Consider the following 15,418-nt stretch of genomic DNA (forward strand, 5'->3'; position numbering starts at 1 on the left):
AACCCTCTCCCAGGGGGAGAGGGGACCGTTCGGTGCAGGATGAAACCTTGGCGTCAGTCGGCTCGGACTGCCCCCTCTCCCTGAGGGAGAGGGATGGGGTGAGGGGGAAGCGCAGGCGCGGAGTTCCAGAAAAAGACAGTTGCTCCCACAGAGTGTGAAATGAAAACGCCAGGCAATGCCTGGCGTTTTCGTTCGTGCATGACGATCAGCCGGCGAAATCCAGCGTTTCCTTCCAGCGGGTTTCCAGCGCCTTGGTGTCATGGTCGAAGGGGTGGAAGCCGGGGCGGAAATAGTCCAGCCACGGGCGGATCAGGTTGACGAAGTAGCCGCGGCGCGGGTGCAGCAGCACGCCCAGACCGTGTTTCCAGCTGCGCCAGTTGAACAGCTGGCCGTCGCGGCGCAGCAGGTTGATCTGGAAGCCGGCGATGACGCCGAGGAAGATCCCGGTGGTGAGCAGCATCACCGCGGTACGGGTGAAGTAGCCGCCATAGACCTGCTGGTAGACGTCGTAGGCCACCGCCTTGTGCTCGTTCTCCTCGACGGCGTGCCACATCCACAGCTTGTACATCTTGTCCGACTTCATCTGGCTGCTCAGGTCTTCACGCTTGAGCAACTGCTCGGCCATGGTCGCGGTGAAGTGTTCCAGGGCGCAGGTGATCGCCAGCTGGTGCTTCTTGGTGGTGACCTTGCTGATGGATTCGAGCAGCACCTTGATGCGCAGCTCCAGGGTTTCCAGGTCGATGCCGTGCTCGTCGGCGTACTCGTTGTAGGCCGCGTGCTCCTTGGAGTGCATGGCTTCCTGGCCGATGAAGGCGCTGACGTCCTTCTGCAGTTGCGGGTCCTGGATGCGCTCGCGCACGGCGCGCACGCTGTCGACGAAGAACTTTTCGCCATAGGGGAACAGTGAGGACAGGTTGTTCATGAAGTGGGTCATGAAGGGTTGCCCGTCCCACCAGTATTTCGGCGTTTCGCTGAAGCTGAAATCCATGCGGCGGACCGGGAAATTGGCGCGGATCGGCGTGGTGCTGGCGTTCATGACTAACTCCTTCTTGTTGTGCGGGAGGGCGCGCGCGGCAGGGGCGGCGACCCAGGCAAGCCCTGTCGTTAGTTCGCTATGCCACCTCGTAATGTGTCATTAGCTGATGTCATGTTCGGAGTCTTGTCGGACAATCGAAAGGTCATATGTGGCCGTGGCGGGGTCGAATCAGGCCAAGCGGGTCACGACCAGCCATTGGATGGGGCGTCTGAGCGGTGGGGAGGGCGGAAACGAAAACGGGCGCCGAAGCGCCCGTGTTTACCGACAGCGGTCTGTCACTGCTCGTCGAGGGCGAAGGCAGTCAGGCTGTAGGTGGGGATCTGTGCGTCATTGAGCTTGGTCGAACCGCCCAGCTCCGGCAGATCGATGATCGCGGCGGCCTCGAACACGCTGGCGCCCATCCGGCGTACCAGTTGGGCTGCGGCCAGCAGGGTGCCGCCGGTGGCGATCAGGTCATCGAAGATCAGCACGCTGTCGCCTTCGCACAGGCTGTCGGCGTGGACTTCCAGCAGGGCTTCGCCGTACTCGGTCTCGTAGGCCTGGGCCAGCACGTCAGCCGGCAGCTTGCCACGCTTGCGGAACAGCACCAGGGGCTTGTTCAGCTCGTAGGCGATGATCGAACCGATCAGGAAGCCGCGCGCATCCATGGCGCCGATGTGGGTGAAGTCGGCCTCGACATAACGCTGGATGAAGCTGTCGGCGACGAAGCGCAGGGCTCGCGGCGACTGGAACAGCGGGGTGATGTCGCGGAACATGACGCCGGGCTTGGGAAAGTCGGGAACGGCACGGATCACGGACTTCAGGTCGAGTTGGTTGAGGATCATGCTGGATGTGCACCTGATGCGGTTTTTGCAGAGGCCAAAGTATAACGGGCCCGCCAGTCGGCGAGCCCGTTTTCGATGACCGGAAAGTCAACCAATGGGTCAGCTTTCGTGTCTGTCAGCTTTCCAGCTGGCCGCCGGCCAGTGCGCACAGCTCGATGGAGTCGAGGATGTGCACTTCCTTGCCTTCGGCGGCGATCAGGCCGTTCTGCTGGAAGCGGGTGAACACGCGGGAGACGGTTTCCACCGCCAGGCCCAGGTAGTTGCCGATCTCGTTGCGCGACATGGCCAGGCGGAACTGCTGGGCCGAGAAGCCACGGGCGCGGAAGCGCGCGGAGAGATTCACCAGGAAGGTGGCGATGCGCTCGTCGGCGGTCTTCTTCGACAGCAGCATCATCATCTGCTGGTCGTCGCGGATTTCGCGGCTCATCACGCGCAGCAGCTGGCGGCGCAGTTGCGGCAGTTGCTCGGACAGCTCGTCCAGGCGTTCGAAGGGAATCTCGCAGACCGAAGTGGTTTCCAGGGCCTGGGCCGATACCGGGTAGCTTTCGGTGTCCATGCCGGACAGGCCGACCAGTTCGCTGGGCAGGTGGAAGCCGGTGATCTGCTCCTCGCCGCCGTCGGTGATGCTGAAGGTCTTCAGCGCGCCGGAGCGCACGGCGAAGACGGAGCCGAAGGCATCGCCCTGGCGGAACAGGAACTCGCCCTTTTTCAACGGGCGGCCGCGTTTGACGATTTCATCGAGAGCGTCCATGTCGCTGTGGTTGAGCGACAGGGGCAGGCAGAGGGGAGCCAGGCTGCAATCCTTGCAGTGCGCCTGGGGCAGGGCGCGCACTTTGATGGTTTCGGCCATGAGTGTTCCTTGAATGGGATGGCACACAAAAACCAAGGGTACCGCAGACCGCAAGTCGCGCGCCAGTTGGCGACCTGTCTGAATCGCTGGTTCCAGCGACGGGGATGAGGGTTTCGTAGGGGTTGGAGCGGTCTCGAATCCTTTCGAAAAGTGCCGGTTCAGGGCTGTTCCTACACCCTGGGGTGAAGGACATATCCTGTAGCAAAGGGTGCGACAGTTGGCCCCGTACCGTCGGTCGTGCGGAAGGGAACCCGCGGGTCAGATGACCCGCGAGAAGCGTTGCAGGTTCTGCATCGGCAGGTAGCGGTCGAACAGCATGCACAGCGAGCGCACCAGCAGCCGGCCGGAAGCACTGACATCGATACCGCGTGGGCCGAGGCTGATCAGTCCGTCGCGGGCGAAGCGTTCGAGGTCGTCCCAGATTTCGGCGAAGTAGCCACGGAAATCGATGTTGTAGAGGTCCTCGATGTCCTCGAAGTCCAGCTGGAAATGGCAGATCAGCTGCTGGATCACCGCGCGGCGGATCAGGTCGTCCTTGTTGCAGTGCAGGCCCCGGCGAGTGGCGAGCTGGCCCTGGTCGAGCGTGTTCTGGTAGTCGGCGATGTCATTGCTGTTCTGGCAGTAGAGGTCGCCGATCTGGCTGATCGAGGAAACCCCGAGGCCCACCAGGTCGCAGTGACCGTGGGTGGTGTAGCCCTGGAAGTTGCGCTGCAGAGTGCCGTCTTCCTGGGCCATGGCCAGCTCGTCGTCCGGCAGGGCGAAGTGGTCCATGCCGATGTAGCGGTAGCCGGCGGCTTCCAGTTGCTCGGTGGTGCGTTGCAGCATCTCCAGTTTCTGCCCGGGGGAGGGCAGGTCCTCGGCCTTGATCCGCCGCTGCGGCGGGAAGCGCTCGGGGAGGTGCGCGTAGTTGAATACGGACAATCGGTTGGGCTGCAGGGCGATGACCTGCTCGACGGTGTGGGCGAAGGTGTCCGGGGTCTGCCGGGGCAGGCCGTAGATCAGGTCGATGTTGATCGAGCGGAATTGCAGCGTGCGCGCCGCATCGATGATGGCGCGGGTCTCGTCGAGGCTCTGCAGGCGGTTGATCGCCTGCTGCACTTCCAGGTTGAAGTCCTGCACGCCGATGCTGGCGCGGTTGAAGCCCAGCTCGCGGAGCAGGCCCATGGTCGACCAGTCGGCCTCGCGCGGGTCGATCTCGATGCCGTAGTCGCCGAAGTCGCCCTCGACGAAGTGGAAATGGGTGCGCAGTTGCGCCATCAGCTCGCGCAGCTGGCCGGGGCTCAGGAAGGTCGGGGTACCTCCACCGAAATGCAGCTGCTCGACTTGCTGCTGGCGACCCAGGTGACGGCTGACGATCTCGATTTCATGGATGAGACGGGCGAGGTAGGGGGCGCTGCGGCCACGATCCTTGGTGATGATCTTGTTGCAGGCGCAGTAGTAGCAGATGTTCGCGCAGAACGGGACGTGCACGTAGAGCGAGAGCGGGCGCTGCGCCTTCTGGCTATCGCGCAGCGCGTGCAGCAGGTCGAAGGGTCCGACTCCTTCGTGGAACTGCACGGCTGTGGGATAGGAGGTGTAGCGCGGGCCGGCCAGATCGTATCGGCGTATCAGATCTGCGTCCCAGCGAATATTGTCGAGCATGCCGATGTTCCCCGGTGGCGAGCTTTTCCTGCGCAGTCTAGGGAGAGTCCGACAGAGGCCTGTTGACCTGTATCAAGCGGCTTTATGGTGGGGAGTGGCGGCGCTGGCGTGCATGTCGTGGCCCATGATCCAGGCCTGGTGCGGGCCGGGGAGGGTCCACAGGCCAAAGAGGATCACCAGGATACCGCCGGCCATGCGTACGCTGCGTTTGCGCAACAGGGCGGTGATGCGCTCGGCGGCGAGCCCGGTGGCGAGCAGTACCGGCCAGGTGCCCAGGCCGAAGGCGAGCATCAGCAGGGCGCTGTCCACCGCCGAGCCCTGGCTGGTGGCCCAGAGCAGGGTGCTGTAGACCAGGCCGCAGGGAAGCCAGCCCCAGAGCGCGCCAAGCAGCAGCGCGCGCGGCAGCGTAGCCACCGGCAGCAGACGGCTGGCAAAGGGCTGTATGTGCTTCCACAGGCCGCGGCCCAGGGCTTCGATGCGGGTCAGGCCGCTCCACCAGCCGGCCAGGTACAGGCCCATGGCGATCAGCAGCAGGCCGGCGATCACCCGCAGCGCCGAGGCGAACGGCGTACGCGCGACGGCCCAGCCGGCGAGGCCGAGCAGAAGGCCGGCACAGGCGTAGCTGAGGATGCGGCCGAGGTTGTAGGCCAGCAGCAGGCGCAGGCGGCGCCCACGCTGCTCTGGCGGAATGGCCATGGTCAGCGCACCCATCAGGCCGCCGCACATGCCCAGGCAGTGACCGCCGCCGAGCAGGCCGAGGATCAGCGCAGACGCCAGCAGCGGCGCCAGGTCAGGCATCGCGCTTGTCCTGCTTCTGGCTGGCGTGCGCGTCGTCACCCTCGGCTTCGTCGATGCCGGCCTGGTGCCTGGGATCTTCGTCGTCGAACAGGATGCTGTGGGCCGGCCCGTCCAGGTCGTCGTACTGGCCGCTGTTCACCGCCCAGAAGAAGATCGCGATGCAGATGCCGACGATTACCACCGCGACCGGGATCATGATGTAGAGAGCGGGCATTTCAACTCCGTGGCAGCGCCTGCGCCGCTCGCGGGGCGACGGGCAGGGCAGTGGTCGCTGGCGGGGCGCCGGCGCCCTTGGGCAGCCGTGTCAGGCGCAGGGCGTTGAGCACCACGGTCAGCGAACTGATCGACATGCCCACCGCGGCCCACACGGGCGTGATCCAGCCGAGGGCGGCGAAGGGCAGCATGAGCCCATTGTACAGCCCCGCCCAGATCAGGTTCTCGATGATTACCCGGCGAGTGCGACGGGCCAGGCCGAAGGCCTGTACCACGCTGTCCAGACGATTGGAAAGCAGCACCGCGTCGGCGCTGGTCTTGGCGAGATCCGTGGCCGAGCCCATGGCGACGCTGATGTCGGCGGCGGCCAGTACCGGCACGTCGTTCACGCCGTCGCCCAGCATCAGCACGCGGCGGCCTTCCTGATGCAGCTGGCGCAGCACTTCGAGCTTGTCGTCCGGGCGCAGGCCGCCGCGGCAGTCGTCGATGCCCAATTCGGCGGCAACGCGGCCGACCATGGGCGAACTGTCGCCGGACAGCAGCAGGGTGCGCCAGCCGCGGGCACGACAGGCGTCGAGCAGGTCGGCGGCGTCATCGCGGATGCGGTCGTCCAGCACCAGCCACGCGAGGGCACCGCTTTCATCGCCCAGCAGCAACCACTGGCCGGGTTCCTGCGGGTGTTCGGGCGCGACGCTGCCGCTGAGGGCACAGACGAAGGACGGTTCGCCAATGCGCAGGCGACGCTCGCTGACCACGCCTTCCAGGCCCAGGCCGGGATGGCTCTCGACACTCTCGGCGGGCTGTGGCGCACGGCCGAAGGCGCGGGCGATGGGGTGTTCGGAACGGTTCTCCAGCGCGGCGGCCAGGGCCAGGCAGGCATCGCTGTCCAGCGCGCCCATCGGCCTTACTGCACGCAGCGTCAGGCGGCCTTCGGTAAGGGTGCCGGTCTTGTCGAAGATGACCGTGTCGATGTGGTTCAGGCCCTCCAGCACGTGCCCGCGGGTCACCAGCAGGCCGAGCTTGTGCAGGCTGCCGGTAGCGGCGGTCAGCGCGGTGGGCGTGGCCAGGGACAGCGCGCAGGGGCAGGTCGCCACCAGCATCGCCAGGACCACCCAGAAGGCGCGGGAAGCGTCGTGCTGCCACCAGAACAGGCCGACCACGGCGGCGAGCACCAGCAGGGCGACGAGGAACCATTGCGCGGCCTTGTCGGCCAGTTCGGCCAGGCGTGGCTTGTCCGACTGGGCGCGTTCGAGCAGGCGGACGATGGCGGACAGCCGGCTGTCGCCGCCCAGGGCCTTGACCTGCACGGTCAGCGGGCCTTCGACGTTGAGGGTGCCGCCGGTGACGCTGTCGCCGCTCTGGCGCGCCTGCGGCAGGTATTCGCCGGTGAGCAGGGATTCATCGACGCTGGACTGGCCCGCGAGGATCAGGCCGTCGGCCGGGATCACCGCGCCGGGCTGCACTAGCACGCGGTCGCCGACGTTCAGTTCACTTAGCAGCACGCGGCTGCTCTGGCCACTCTCATCCAGGCGCAGGCAGGACGCGGGCAACAGGTTGACCAGCTGCGCGGTAGCGGCAGCAGTGCGTTCGCGGGCGCGGCGTTCGAGGTAGCGGCCGGCGAGCAGGAACAGGGCGAACATGCCCACGGCGTCGAAGTACAGGTCGCCATGGCCGGTGACAGCGGTCCAGATGCCGGCCAGGTAGGCGCCGCCGATGGCCAGGGACACCGAGACGTCCATGGTCAGGTGGCGGGTGCGCAGGTCGCGCACGGCGCCGCGGAAGAACGGCTGGCAGGAGTAGAAGACGATGGGCGTGGTGAGGAACATCGCCACCCAGCGCAGGATCTCGTGCAGCTCGGGGCTCAGGTCAATGTTGAATTCCGGCCAGGTGGCCATGGTCGCCATCATTGCCTGGAACCACAGGAGGCCGGCGACGCCCAGCTGGCGCAGGGACTTGCGGTTTTCCTGGTGCAACTGCTCGGCGGCGCGGTCCGGTTGGAACGGGTGGGCGGCGTAGCCGATCTTGCGCAGTTCGGCGAGCAGTTTGCTCAGCGGCAGCTCGCTGTCGGACCAGCGCACATGCAGGCGGTGGTTGGACAGGTTGAGGCCGGCCTCGGCGACGGCGGGCAGGCCCTTGAGGTGCTTCTCGATCAGCCAGCCGCAGGCGGCGCAGCTGATGCCTTCCATGATCAGCGTGGTCTCGGCCAGTTCGCCCTGGTGCTGGACGAAGGGCTGCTGCACGTCGGGGCGGTCGAACAGCCTCAGCTCGTCGGCGAGCTGTTCGGGGAGGGCGTCAGGGTTGGGCGCGGCTTCGGTGCGGTGGCGGTAGTAGCCTTCCAGGCCACCGGCCACAATGGTCTCGGCCACGGCCTGGCAGCCGGGGCAGCAGAATTCGCGGGGCTCGCCCAGGACGGGCGCAACGAAGCGGCTGCCGGGGGGGACCGGCAGCGCGCAGTGGTAACAGAGCAGCGCGGCGCTCATGGGCGCTCGGCTTCATCTCCGCTGAGGGGCTCGTCGCCGAGGTCGAAGGAGCCGCCGGGTGCGACTTTCTCTTCCTCGAACAGACGCCAGGTCTTGCCGTTCTCCTCGCCGAGCAGCTCGACGAAGCGACGACCCTTCACGGCGGCATCCAGGCTGGCGGTGTAGCGGCCCGGCTCGGCGGGGCTGGCGCGCAGCTCCAGGTGCTTGTCCTGCGACTCCAGGGTGGGGGAGAGCAGGTTCAGGGTGAGCGTGGCCGGGCGGCTGTTGCCGGTGAGGCGCAGGTCTACTTCGCCGGTCAGTTCGTCGAAGCTGAGCCTGGCGCGCAGCTTGAGTTCCTGGGCCAGGTGCTCGCGGTCGAGGGAGCGGTTGATGCCCTTGCCGGCCTCGTAATAGTTGTCGCTGACCAGGGAGTCCTGGTTGTTCACGGCGATGTTGACCATCGTCAGGCTGAGGGCGATCGAGGTGGCCAGCATGGCGATGATGATCCACGGCCAGAGGTGCTTGTACCAGGGTTCCACGGGCGTTTTCATGGCCGATTGCATGGTCTTTTTTCTCTCGCTGGCAGTGCCGCAGGGGCGCTGCCCGGTGAAGGGGCGGGCGAAATTCTACGTGCTTCGTTCGGTACTGGCACCCCATGCGCAACATGGGGTGCCAATTCGTTCAGCGTTGGTTCAACGAACGCGCGGGCCGATGAAGCGGCTGGTGGATTCCTTGCTGATGGACGGGTCGTCCACCGACTGGATGGTGAAGCTGATCTCGTTGGTGGTGGAGGGCAGCTTCTCCGGATCGATGGACAGTTCCACCGGCATGGTGAAGATGTCCCCGGCGGCAACCGAGATTTCCTTCTTGCCTTCCAGGATCAGGCCATCCATGCCCTTGGCGCTGAGCACGTAGGTGTGGTCTTTCTGGTCCTTGTTCATGACCTTCAGGCTGTACACGTTCTCGATGCGGCCTTCGGCGTTCTCGCGGTAGAGCACGCGGTCCTTGCTGACGTCGAAGCCCACCAGCGGGCGGATGACGACGGCGGTGATCAGCAGGCCGATCATGAGGCACAGGGCGATGGCGTAGCCGATCAGGCGCGGGCGCACCAGATGGGTCTTCTGGCCCGACAGGTTGTGCTCGGTGGTGTAGCTGATCAGGCCGCGCGGGTAGTTCATCTTGTCCATGATGCTGTCGCAGGCGTCGATGCACGCGGCGCAGCCGATGCACTCGATCTGCAGGCCGTCGCGGATGTCGATGCCGGTCGGGCAGACCTGCACGCACATGGTGCAGTCGATGCAGTCGCCCAGGCCCTGGGCCTGGTAGTCGACGGTCTTCTTGCGCGGGCCGCGCTTCTCGCCACGACGCGGGTCGTAGGAGACGATCAGGGTGTCCTTGTCGAACATCACGCTCTGGAAGCGCGCGTAGGGGCACATGTAGATGCACACCTGCTCGCGCAGCCAGCCGGCGTTGCCGTAGGTGGCGAGGGTGAAGAAGCCGACCCAGAAGTAGGCCCAGCCGTCTGCCTGGCCGGTGACCAGATCGCTCAGCAGTTCGCGCATGGGGGCGAAGTAGCCGACGAAGGTCAGGCCGGTCACCAGGCCGATCAGCAGCCAGAGACTGTGCTTGGCGATCTTGCGCAGCAGCTTGTTGCCGCTCATGGGGGCCTTGTCGAGCTTCATGCGCTGGTTGCGGTCACCCTCGGTGACTTTCTCGCACCACATGAAGATCCAGGTCCATACGCTCTGCGGGCAGGTGTAGCCGCACCAGACGCGGCCGGCGAACACGGTGATGAAGAACAGGCCGAACGCGCTGATGATCAGCAGGCCGGAGAGGAGGATGAAGTCCTGCGGCCAGAAGGTCGCGCCAAAGATGTAGAACTTGCGCTCGGGCAAGTCCCAGAGAACCGCCTGGCGACCGTTCCAGGTCAGCCATACGGTACCGAAGTAGAGCAGGAAGAGGAGGGCGCCCCCGGCCATGCGGAGGTTGCGGAAGAACCCGGTAAAGGCTCGGGTGTAGATCTTTTCCCGGGAGGCATAAAGGTCGACGCTTTCACCCTTGCCCTTGGTGGGCGGAGTGACGTCCTGGACCGGAATTTGTTTGCTCATCAGTGCATTCCACGGCAGCGGGAGGGCGCCCTGTCGATACATGCCGAGAGGGTCAGAAATATGCTTGCACGCCTAACAATGATACGGCGTGGTGGGTGTTGCAACCGTGCGACAGTTGGTCGCGCAAGGAATTATGGACCCAGAAATAGAGCGGCGCCGGTGTAGAAACCGGCGCCGCTGGGTGTCGCTATGGGTGTAGGAAAGAGAGGCTTATTCGGCGCTCTTCTCACCTTCGCCATGGGACAGGCTGTACACGTAGGCAGCGAGCAGGTGAACCTGGTCTTTGCCCAGACGCTCCAGCTGAGCCGGCATCTGGCCCTGACGGCCGTAGCGGATGGTCTGCTGCAGCTGAGCGAAGCTCGAGCCGTAGATGAACGCAGCCGGGTGGGTCAGGTTCGGCGCGCCCATGGCGGCGGTGCCTTTGCCTTCAGCGCCGTGGCAAGCCACGCAGTTGGTGGAGAAGATCTTCTGGCCGTTGGCGACCTGCTCGTCAGTCACGCCTTCGGGCAGCTTGCGGCCGTCCAGCTTGGTGGTGACGAAGGCAGCTACGTCATGAACGCCCTGGTCGCCGATGACTTCGCCCCAGGCCGGCATGGCCGCGTGGCGACCGCCTTCGATGGTGGCGATGATGTCCTTCGGCTCGCCGCCCCAGCGCCAGTCGGCGTCGGTGAGGTTCGGGAAGCCGTGGGCACCCTTGGCGTCGGAACCGTGGCAGACGGAGCAGTTGGAAGCGAACAGGCGGTTACCCATTTTCAGGGCCTGCTCGTCCTTGGCCACTTCCTCGATCGGCATGGCGCCGAACTTGGCGTACAGCGGGCCGTACTTCTCATCGGCCTTGGCCATTTCCTTTTCCCACTGGTGCACACCGGTCCAGCCTTGTTCGCCGTTGGCGAATTCGGCCTTGTCCTGGTAGCCCGGCAGCAGGCCCTTCCAGTTGCCCAGGCCCGGGTACAGGACCAGGTAACCGAGGGCGAAGATGAAGGTGGCCACGAACAGCATGAACCACCACTTCGGCAGCGGGTTGTCGTACTCCTCGATGCCATCGAAGGCATGGCCGACGGTTTCATCGGTGGCTTCGTTGCGCTGACCGCGACGGGTGGCGAACAGCAGCCACGCCAGGGCGAAGATGGTGCCCAGGGTAAGTACGGTGACGTACAGACTCCAGAAGGTTGTCATTCTTTGTTGCTCCTAGAAGCTTGCTCTTGCTCGACGTGCTTTTTGGCGACCGGGTCATCCGCGAAGGGCAGCAGGGCGTCTTCGTCGAAGCGCTCCTTGCGTTTGCCGCCATAGGCCCAGAGCAGGACGCCGACGAAGGCGACCATGACTACGACGGTGCCGATACCGCGAATGGTCCCGATATCCATCACTGTCACCGTTTGCTCTTGATGATGGTGCCGAGGCCTTGCAGGTAGGCGACGACAGCGTCCATCTCGGTCTTGCCTTTGACGGCATCACGGGCACCGGCGATGTCTTCGTCGGTGTAAGGCACGCCCAGCGTACGCAGGGCTTCCATTTTCTTCGCCGTGTCCTTGCCGTCGAGCTTGTTCTCCACCAGCCAGGGGTAGGAGGGCATCTTCGATTCCGGCACTACGTTGCGCGGGTTGTACAGGTGAGCGCGGTGCCAGTCGTCCGAGTAGCGGCCGCCGACGCGGGCCAGGTCCGGACCGGTACGCTTGGAACCCCACAGGAACGGGTGATCCCAGACGCTTTCACCGGCGACGGAGTAGTGGCCATAGCGCTCGGTCTCGGCGCGGAACGGACGGACCATCTGCGAGTGGCAGCCAACGCAGCCTTCGCGGATGTAGATGTCACGGCCTTCCAGTTCCAGCGCGGTGCGCGGCTTCATGCCCTCGACCGGCTTGTTGGTCACATCCTGGAAGAACAGCGGGACGATCTGGGTCAGACCGCCGATGCTCACCGCAATGACCATGAAGAAGGCCAGAAGGCCGATGTTCTTCTCGACTACTTCGTGCTTCATCAGTGAGCTCCTACAGCGGGGATCTGGGCAGCGGCATCGGCGTCAGCCAGTTTGAAACCGCGCACAGTACGGAAGGTGTTGTAGGCCATCAGCAGCATGCCGGAGGCGAAGAAGGCGCCGCCCAGAGCACGGACGATGAAGCCCGGGTGGCTGGCCTGCAGGGCTTCCACGAAGGAGTAGGTGAGGGTGCCGTCGGCGTTGATCGCGCGCCACATCAGGCCCTGGGTGATGCCGTTGACCCACATCGAGGCGATGTACAGCACGGTGCCGATGGTAGCCAGCCAGAAGTGGGCGTTGATCAGGCCGATGCTGTGCATCTGCTCGCGACCGAAGACCTTCGGGATCAGGTGGTACAGGGAGCCGATGGAGATCATCGCAACCCAGCCCAGAGCGCCGGCGTGTACGTGGCCGATGGTCCAGTCGGTGTAGTGCGACAGGGAGTTGACGGTCTTGATGGCCATCATCGGGCCTTCGAAGGTGGACATGCCGTAGAAGGCCAGGGAAACCACCAGGAAGCGCAGGATCGGGTCGGTGCGCAGCTTATGCCAGGCGCCCGACAGGGTCATCATGCCGTTGATCATGCCGCCCCAGCTCGGAGCCAGCAGGATCAGGGACATCACCATGCCCAGGGACTGGGCCCAGTCCGGCAGTGCGGTGTAGTGCAGGTGGTGCGGACCGGCCCAGATGTACAGGGTGATCAGCGCCCAGAAGTGCACGATGGACAGGCGATAGGAGTAGATCGGACGCTCGGCCTGCTTCGGAACGAAGTAGTACATCATCCCCAGGAAGCCGGTGGTCAGGAAGAAGCCCACGGCGTTGTGGCCGTACCACCACTGGATCATGGCGTCGGTGGCGCCGGCGTAGACCGAGTAGGACTTGAACCAGGTCACCGGCAGTTCCGCGCTGTTGACGATGTGCAGCATGGCGGTGACGAGGATGAAACCGCCGTAGAACCAGTTGCCCACGTAGATGTGCTTGGTCTGGCGCTTGACGATGGTGCCGAAGAACACCACGGCGTAGGTGACCCAGACGATGGCCAGCAGGATGTCGATCGGCCATTCCAGCTCGGCGTACTCCTTGGAGGAGGTGTAGCCCAGCGGCAGGGTGATGCCGGCCAGCACGATCACCGCTTGCCAACCCCAGAAGGTGAAGGCCGCGAGGCTGTCAGAAATCAGGCGGGTCTGACAGGTGCGCTGTACGACGTAGTAGGAAGTTGCGAAGAGAGCACAGCCGCCGAAGGCGAAGATCACCAGGTTGGTGTGCAGCGGACGCAGGCGCCCGAAACTGGTCCAGGGAAGGTCCAGGTTCAACTGGGGCCAAACCAACTGTGAGGCGATGTAAACACCCACCCCCATTCCAAGTATCCCCCAGACCACCGTCATGATGGCGAACTGGCGGACGACCTTATAGTTATAAGCAGTCGGACTGATTGCTGTGCTCATTCTAAGGTTCCACGGTTTTTGGATTTTATGGACAAAAAAACGGCGGCAAGTATGGAGAAAGCAGGTGGCCATTGCAACGCGCCGGGCCTTGGCACGGTGCCGGTTCGACGCCTGCTCCGAAGCGCTTTGCGCCGCTGTTTGCGCCTGTTTCGAGTCGCCCGTACCAACCTGGGAAGTGGGTCAGGTTAGTCGTATTGCAGGTTTGCGAATGGAATCCAGCTTAGACGTGAACCGGAAGGGTGTGAAGAAAGGAGATAGAGAGGGTGCGACACTTCGTCGCGATATTGCGGGGGTAAGAAACTCGCGCCCGTTTTAGTGGGCGCGAGTTGGGGGCGGGGAGTTTACTTCGCCTGGCCGGAAATGTTGTAGATGTAACCGGCGAGAATGTGCACTTTGTCTTTGCCCAGGTATTGCTCCTGCGCTGGCATCTGGCCCTGGCGGCCGTGGCGGATGGTCTGCTGCAGTTGTGCGTAGCTGGAACCGTAGATGAAGGCGCCCGGGTGGGTCAGGTCAGGCGCACCCATGATCGGGTTGCCCTTGCCTTCCGGACCATGGCAGGCGACACAGGTGGTAGCGAACAGCTTGCCGCCGTTGTCGACGTTGTCCGCAGTCACACCTTCGGGCAGCTTGCGGCCGTCGAGGTTGGCGGTGACGAACGCGGCGACGTCCTGAACGCCTTTCTCGCCCAGTACTTCGCCCCAGGCCGGCATGGCAGCGTGACGGCCACCGAGGATGGTGGTCTCGATGTCCTGGGCGGTACCGCCCCAGCGCCAGTCGCTGTCGGTCAGGTTCGGGAAGCCCTGGGCGCCCTTGGCGTCCGAGCCGTGGCAGATGGAGCAGTAGGTGGCGAAGAGACGCTCGCCCATTTTCATGGCTTGCGGGTCTTTTGCCACTTCTTCCACGGGCATGGCGGCGTATTTGGCGAATATCGGGCCATATTTTTCCTTGGCCAGGGCTTCTTCGCGCTCCCATTGCTTGTCCTGGGTCCAGCCGCCGTCGTAGCCCGGCAGGATGCCTTTCCAGGTGCCCAGGCCCGGGTAGAGGACCAGGTAGCCGGCGGCGAACACGATGGTGCCGACGAACAGCAGGAACCACCACTTGGGCAGCGGGTTGTCGTATTCCTCGATGCCGTCGAAGGCATGGCCCATGGTCTGGTCGGTGGTGTTCGAGGACTGCCCGCTGCGGGTGGCGAATACCAGCCACAGCAGGGCGATCAGCGAGCCGACTGTTAGAACGGTGATGTACAGACTCCAGAAGGTAGTCATGCGTTGTTGCTCCTAGAAGCTTGCTCTTGCTCAGCGTGACGCTTGGCTGCCGGGTCATCCGCGAAGGGCAGTAGCGCGTCTTCGTCGAAGCGCTCCTTGCGTTTGCCGCCGTAAGCCCAGAGCAGTACGCCGACGAAGGCCACCATCACGATGACGGTGCCGAGGCCGCGAATGGTCCCGATATCCATGCTGTCACCGCTTGTTCTTGATGGAGGTGCCGAGGACCTGCAGGTACGCGACCACCGCGTCCATTTCGGTCTTGCCTTTGACGGAATCGCTGGCGCCAGCGATGTCGTCGTCCGTGTAGGGCACGCCCATGACACGCATCACTTCCAGTTTCTTCGCCGTGTCCTTGCCGTCGAGCTTGTTCTCGACCAGCCAGGGGTAGGCGGGCATCTTCGATTCCGGCACCACGTTGCGCGGGTTGTACAGGTGCGCGCGATGCCAGTCGTCCGAGTAGCGCCCGCCGACGCGGGCCAGGTCCGGACCGGTACGCTTGGAGCCCCAGAGGAACGGGTGGTCCCAGACGCTTTCGCCGGCGACGGAGTAGTGGCCGTAGCGCTCGGTCTCGGCGCGGAACGGACGGATCATCTGCGAGTGGCAACCTACGCAGCCCTCGCGGATGTACACGTCACGGCCTTCCAGTTGCAGTGCGGTGTAGGGCTTCATGCCTTCCACCGGGGTGTTGGTGACGTCCTGGAAGAACAGCGGAACGATCTGGGTCAGGCCGCCGATGCTGACGGCGACGGCCATGCACAGGGCCAGCAGGCCGACGTTTTTCTCGAGTACTTCGTGTTTCATGTC

Annotated in this window: 16 protein-coding genes; all 16 read right to left on the reverse strand. The window is 64.4% G+C overall.

Annotated features, from left to right (window positions below; genetic code table 11):
- Nucleotides 1-205: 205 nt before the first annotated feature.
- Nucleotides 206-1,036 carry a metal-dependent hydrolase gene (locus IB255_RS25705; protein ID WP_081518556.1) on the reverse strand — a complete coding sequence of 277 codons (831 nt, stop codon included), beginning with the start codon at nt 1,034-1,036 and terminating at the stop codon, nt 206-208.
- A 275-nt stretch (nt 1,037-1,311) separates the two neighbouring features.
- Nucleotides 1,312-1,860, reverse strand: coding sequence for an adenine phosphoribosyltransferase (locus IB255_RS25710; RefSeq protein ID WP_045209111.1), 549 nt, complete (start codon nt 1,858-1,860; stop codon nt 1,312-1,314).
- A gap of 115 nt (nt 1,861-1,975) precedes the next feature.
- On the reverse strand, nt 1,976-2,710 hold the full coding sequence (anr, locus tag IB255_RS25715; protein WP_024763934.1) for a transcriptional regulator Anr: 735 nt from the start codon (nt 2,708-2,710) through the stop codon (nt 1,976-1,978).
- 258 nt (nt 2,711-2,968) lie between these two features.
- Nucleotides 2,969-4,351 (reverse strand): oxygen-independent coproporphyrinogen III oxidase, encoded by a 1,383-nt coding sequence (gene hemN, locus IB255_RS25720; RefSeq protein ID WP_081518555.1) that lies wholly within the window; start codon nt 4,349-4,351, stop codon nt 2,969-2,971.
- Between the two features lie 72 nt (nt 4,352-4,423).
- Nucleotides 4,424-5,149: a sulfite exporter TauE/SafE family protein gene (locus IB255_RS25725; RefSeq protein WP_081518554.1), complete on the reverse strand. Its 726-nt coding sequence runs from the start codon at nt 5,147-5,149 to the stop codon at nt 4,424-4,426.
- Nucleotides 5,142-5,363 (reverse strand): cbb3-type cytochrome oxidase assembly protein CcoS, encoded by a 222-nt coding sequence (ccoS, locus tag IB255_RS25730; protein ID WP_081518553.1) that lies wholly within the window; start codon nt 5,361-5,363, stop codon nt 5,142-5,144. The genes IB255_RS25725 and ccoS overlap by 8 nt, the downstream gene beginning before the upstream one ends.
- 1 nt (nt 5,364) lies before the next feature.
- Nucleotides 5,365-7,842, reverse strand: a complete 2,478-nt coding sequence (locus IB255_RS25735; protein ID WP_192211030.1) for a heavy metal translocating P-type ATPase — start codon at nt 7,840-7,842, stop codon at nt 5,365-5,367.
- Entirely contained in the window at nt 7,839-8,384 is a 546-nt protein-coding gene (locus IB255_RS25740) for a FixH family protein (protein WP_081518551.1), read from the reverse strand. The genes IB255_RS25735 and IB255_RS25740 overlap by 4 nt, the downstream gene beginning before the upstream one ends.
- Before the next feature lie 129 nt (nt 8,385-8,513).
- A complete protein-coding gene (ccoG, locus tag IB255_RS25745) occupies nt 8,514-9,929 on the reverse strand; it encodes a cytochrome c oxidase accessory protein CcoG (protein ID WP_081518550.1) in 1,416 nt (471 codons plus the stop codon).
- Nucleotides 9,930-10,139: 210 nt separating this feature from the next.
- Nucleotides 10,140-11,105, reverse strand: a complete 966-nt coding sequence (ccoP, locus tag IB255_RS25750) for a cytochrome-c oxidase, cbb3-type subunit III (RefSeq protein WP_081518549.1) — start codon at nt 11,103-11,105, stop codon at nt 10,140-10,142.
- On the reverse strand, nt 11,102-11,293 hold the full coding sequence (locus IB255_RS25755; RefSeq protein ID WP_024763940.1) for a cbb3-type cytochrome oxidase subunit 3: 192 nt from the start codon (nt 11,291-11,293) through the stop codon (nt 11,102-11,104). The genes ccoP (IB255_RS25750) and IB255_RS25755 overlap by 4 nt, the downstream gene beginning before the upstream one ends.
- Before the next feature lie 5 nt (nt 11,294-11,298).
- Entirely contained in the window at nt 11,299-11,907 is a 609-nt protein-coding gene (gene ccoO, locus IB255_RS25760) for a cytochrome-c oxidase, cbb3-type subunit II (protein ID WP_017516817.1), read from the reverse strand.
- Nucleotides 11,907-13,349, reverse strand: coding sequence for a cytochrome-c oxidase, cbb3-type subunit I (ccoN, locus tag IB255_RS25765; RefSeq protein ID WP_081518548.1), 1,443 nt, complete (start codon nt 13,347-13,349; stop codon nt 11,907-11,909). The genes ccoO (IB255_RS25760) and ccoN overlap by 1 nt, the downstream gene beginning before the upstream one ends.
- A gap of 341 nt (nt 13,350-13,690) precedes the next feature.
- A complete protein-coding gene (gene ccoP / locus IB255_RS25770; RefSeq protein WP_138214736.1) occupies nt 13,691-14,614 on the reverse strand; it encodes a cytochrome-c oxidase, cbb3-type subunit III in 924 nt (307 codons plus the stop codon).
- Nucleotides 14,611-14,802, reverse strand: coding sequence for a CcoQ/FixQ family Cbb3-type cytochrome c oxidase assembly chaperone (locus tag IB255_RS25775; RefSeq protein WP_017516305.1), 192 nt, complete (start codon nt 14,800-14,802; stop codon nt 14,611-14,613). Before IB255_RS25775 ends, ccoP (IB255_RS25770) begins: the two co-directional genes overlap by 4 nt.
- Nucleotides 14,803-14,806: 4 nt before the next feature.
- Nucleotides 14,807-15,415, reverse strand: a complete 609-nt coding sequence (ccoO, locus tag IB255_RS25780; RefSeq protein ID WP_017516306.1) for a cytochrome-c oxidase, cbb3-type subunit II — start codon at nt 15,413-15,415, stop codon at nt 14,807-14,809.
- Nucleotides 15,416-15,418: the final 3 nt, after the last annotated feature.

It is taken from the genome of Pseudomonas sp. PDM22 (genome assembly GCF_014851965.1).
Taxonomy (GTDB): Bacteria; Pseudomonadota; Gammaproteobacteria; order Pseudomonadales; family Pseudomonadaceae; genus Pseudomonas.

What these genes read in the sequence shown, in the direction of transcription:
- ccoG (WP_081518550.1), bottom strand. Translation starts at nt 9,929, where the DNA reads ATGAGCAAACAAATTCCGGTCCAGGACGTCACTCCGCCCACCAAGGGC.
- ccoP (WP_081518549.1), bottom strand. Translation starts at nt 11,105, where the DNA reads ATGACAACCTTCTGGAGTCTGTACGTCACCGTACTTACCCTGGGCACC.
- ccoP (WP_138214736.1), bottom strand. Translation starts at nt 14,614, where the DNA reads ATGACTACCTTCTGGAGTCTGTACATCACCGTTCTAACAGTCGGCTCG.
- IB255_RS25735 (WP_192211030.1), bottom strand. Translation starts at nt 7,842, where the DNA reads ATGAGCGCCGCGCTGCTCTGTTACCACTGCGCGCTGCCGGTCCCCCCC.
- ccoO (WP_017516817.1), bottom strand. Translation starts at nt 11,907, where the DNA reads ATGAAGCACGAAGTAGTCGAGAAGAACATCGGCCTTCTGGCCTTCTTC.
- hemN (WP_081518555.1), bottom strand. Translation starts at nt 4,351, where the DNA reads ATGCTCGACAATATTCGCTGGGACGCAGATCTGATACGCCGATACGAT.
- ccoN (WP_081518548.1), bottom strand. Translation starts at nt 13,349, where the DNA reads ATGAGCACAGCAATCAGTCCGACTGCTTATAACTATAAGGTCGTCCGC.
- IB255_RS25740 (WP_081518551.1), bottom strand. Translation starts at nt 8,384, where the DNA reads ATGCAATCGGCCATGAAAACGCCCGTGGAACCCTGGTACAAGCACCTC.
- IB255_RS25775 (WP_017516305.1), bottom strand. Translation starts at nt 14,802, where the DNA reads ATGGATATCGGGACCATTCGCGGCCTCGGCACCGTCATCGTGATGGTG.
- anr (WP_024763934.1), bottom strand. Translation starts at nt 2,710, where the DNA reads ATGGCCGAAACCATCAAAGTGCGCGCCCTGCCCCAGGCGCACTGCAAG.
- ccoS (WP_081518553.1), bottom strand. Translation starts at nt 5,363, where the DNA reads ATGCCCGCTCTCTACATCATGATCCCGGTCGCGGTGGTAATCGTCGGC.
- ccoO (WP_017516306.1), bottom strand. Translation starts at nt 15,415, where the DNA reads ATGAAACACGAAGTACTCGAGAAAAACGTCGGCCTGCTGGCCCTGTGC.
- IB255_RS25725 (WP_081518554.1), bottom strand. Translation starts at nt 5,149, where the DNA reads ATGCCTGACCTGGCGCCGCTGCTGGCGTCTGCGCTGATCCTCGGCCTG.
- IB255_RS25710 (WP_045209111.1), bottom strand. Translation starts at nt 1,860, where the DNA reads ATGATCCTCAACCAACTCGACCTGAAGTCCGTGATCCGTGCCGTTCCC.
- IB255_RS25705 (WP_081518556.1), bottom strand. Translation starts at nt 1,036, where the DNA reads ATGAACGCCAGCACCACGCCGATCCGCGCCAATTTCCCGGTCCGCCGC.
- IB255_RS25755 (WP_024763940.1), bottom strand. Translation starts at nt 11,293, where the DNA reads ATGGATATCGGGACCATTCGCGGTATCGGCACCGTCGTAGTCATGGTC.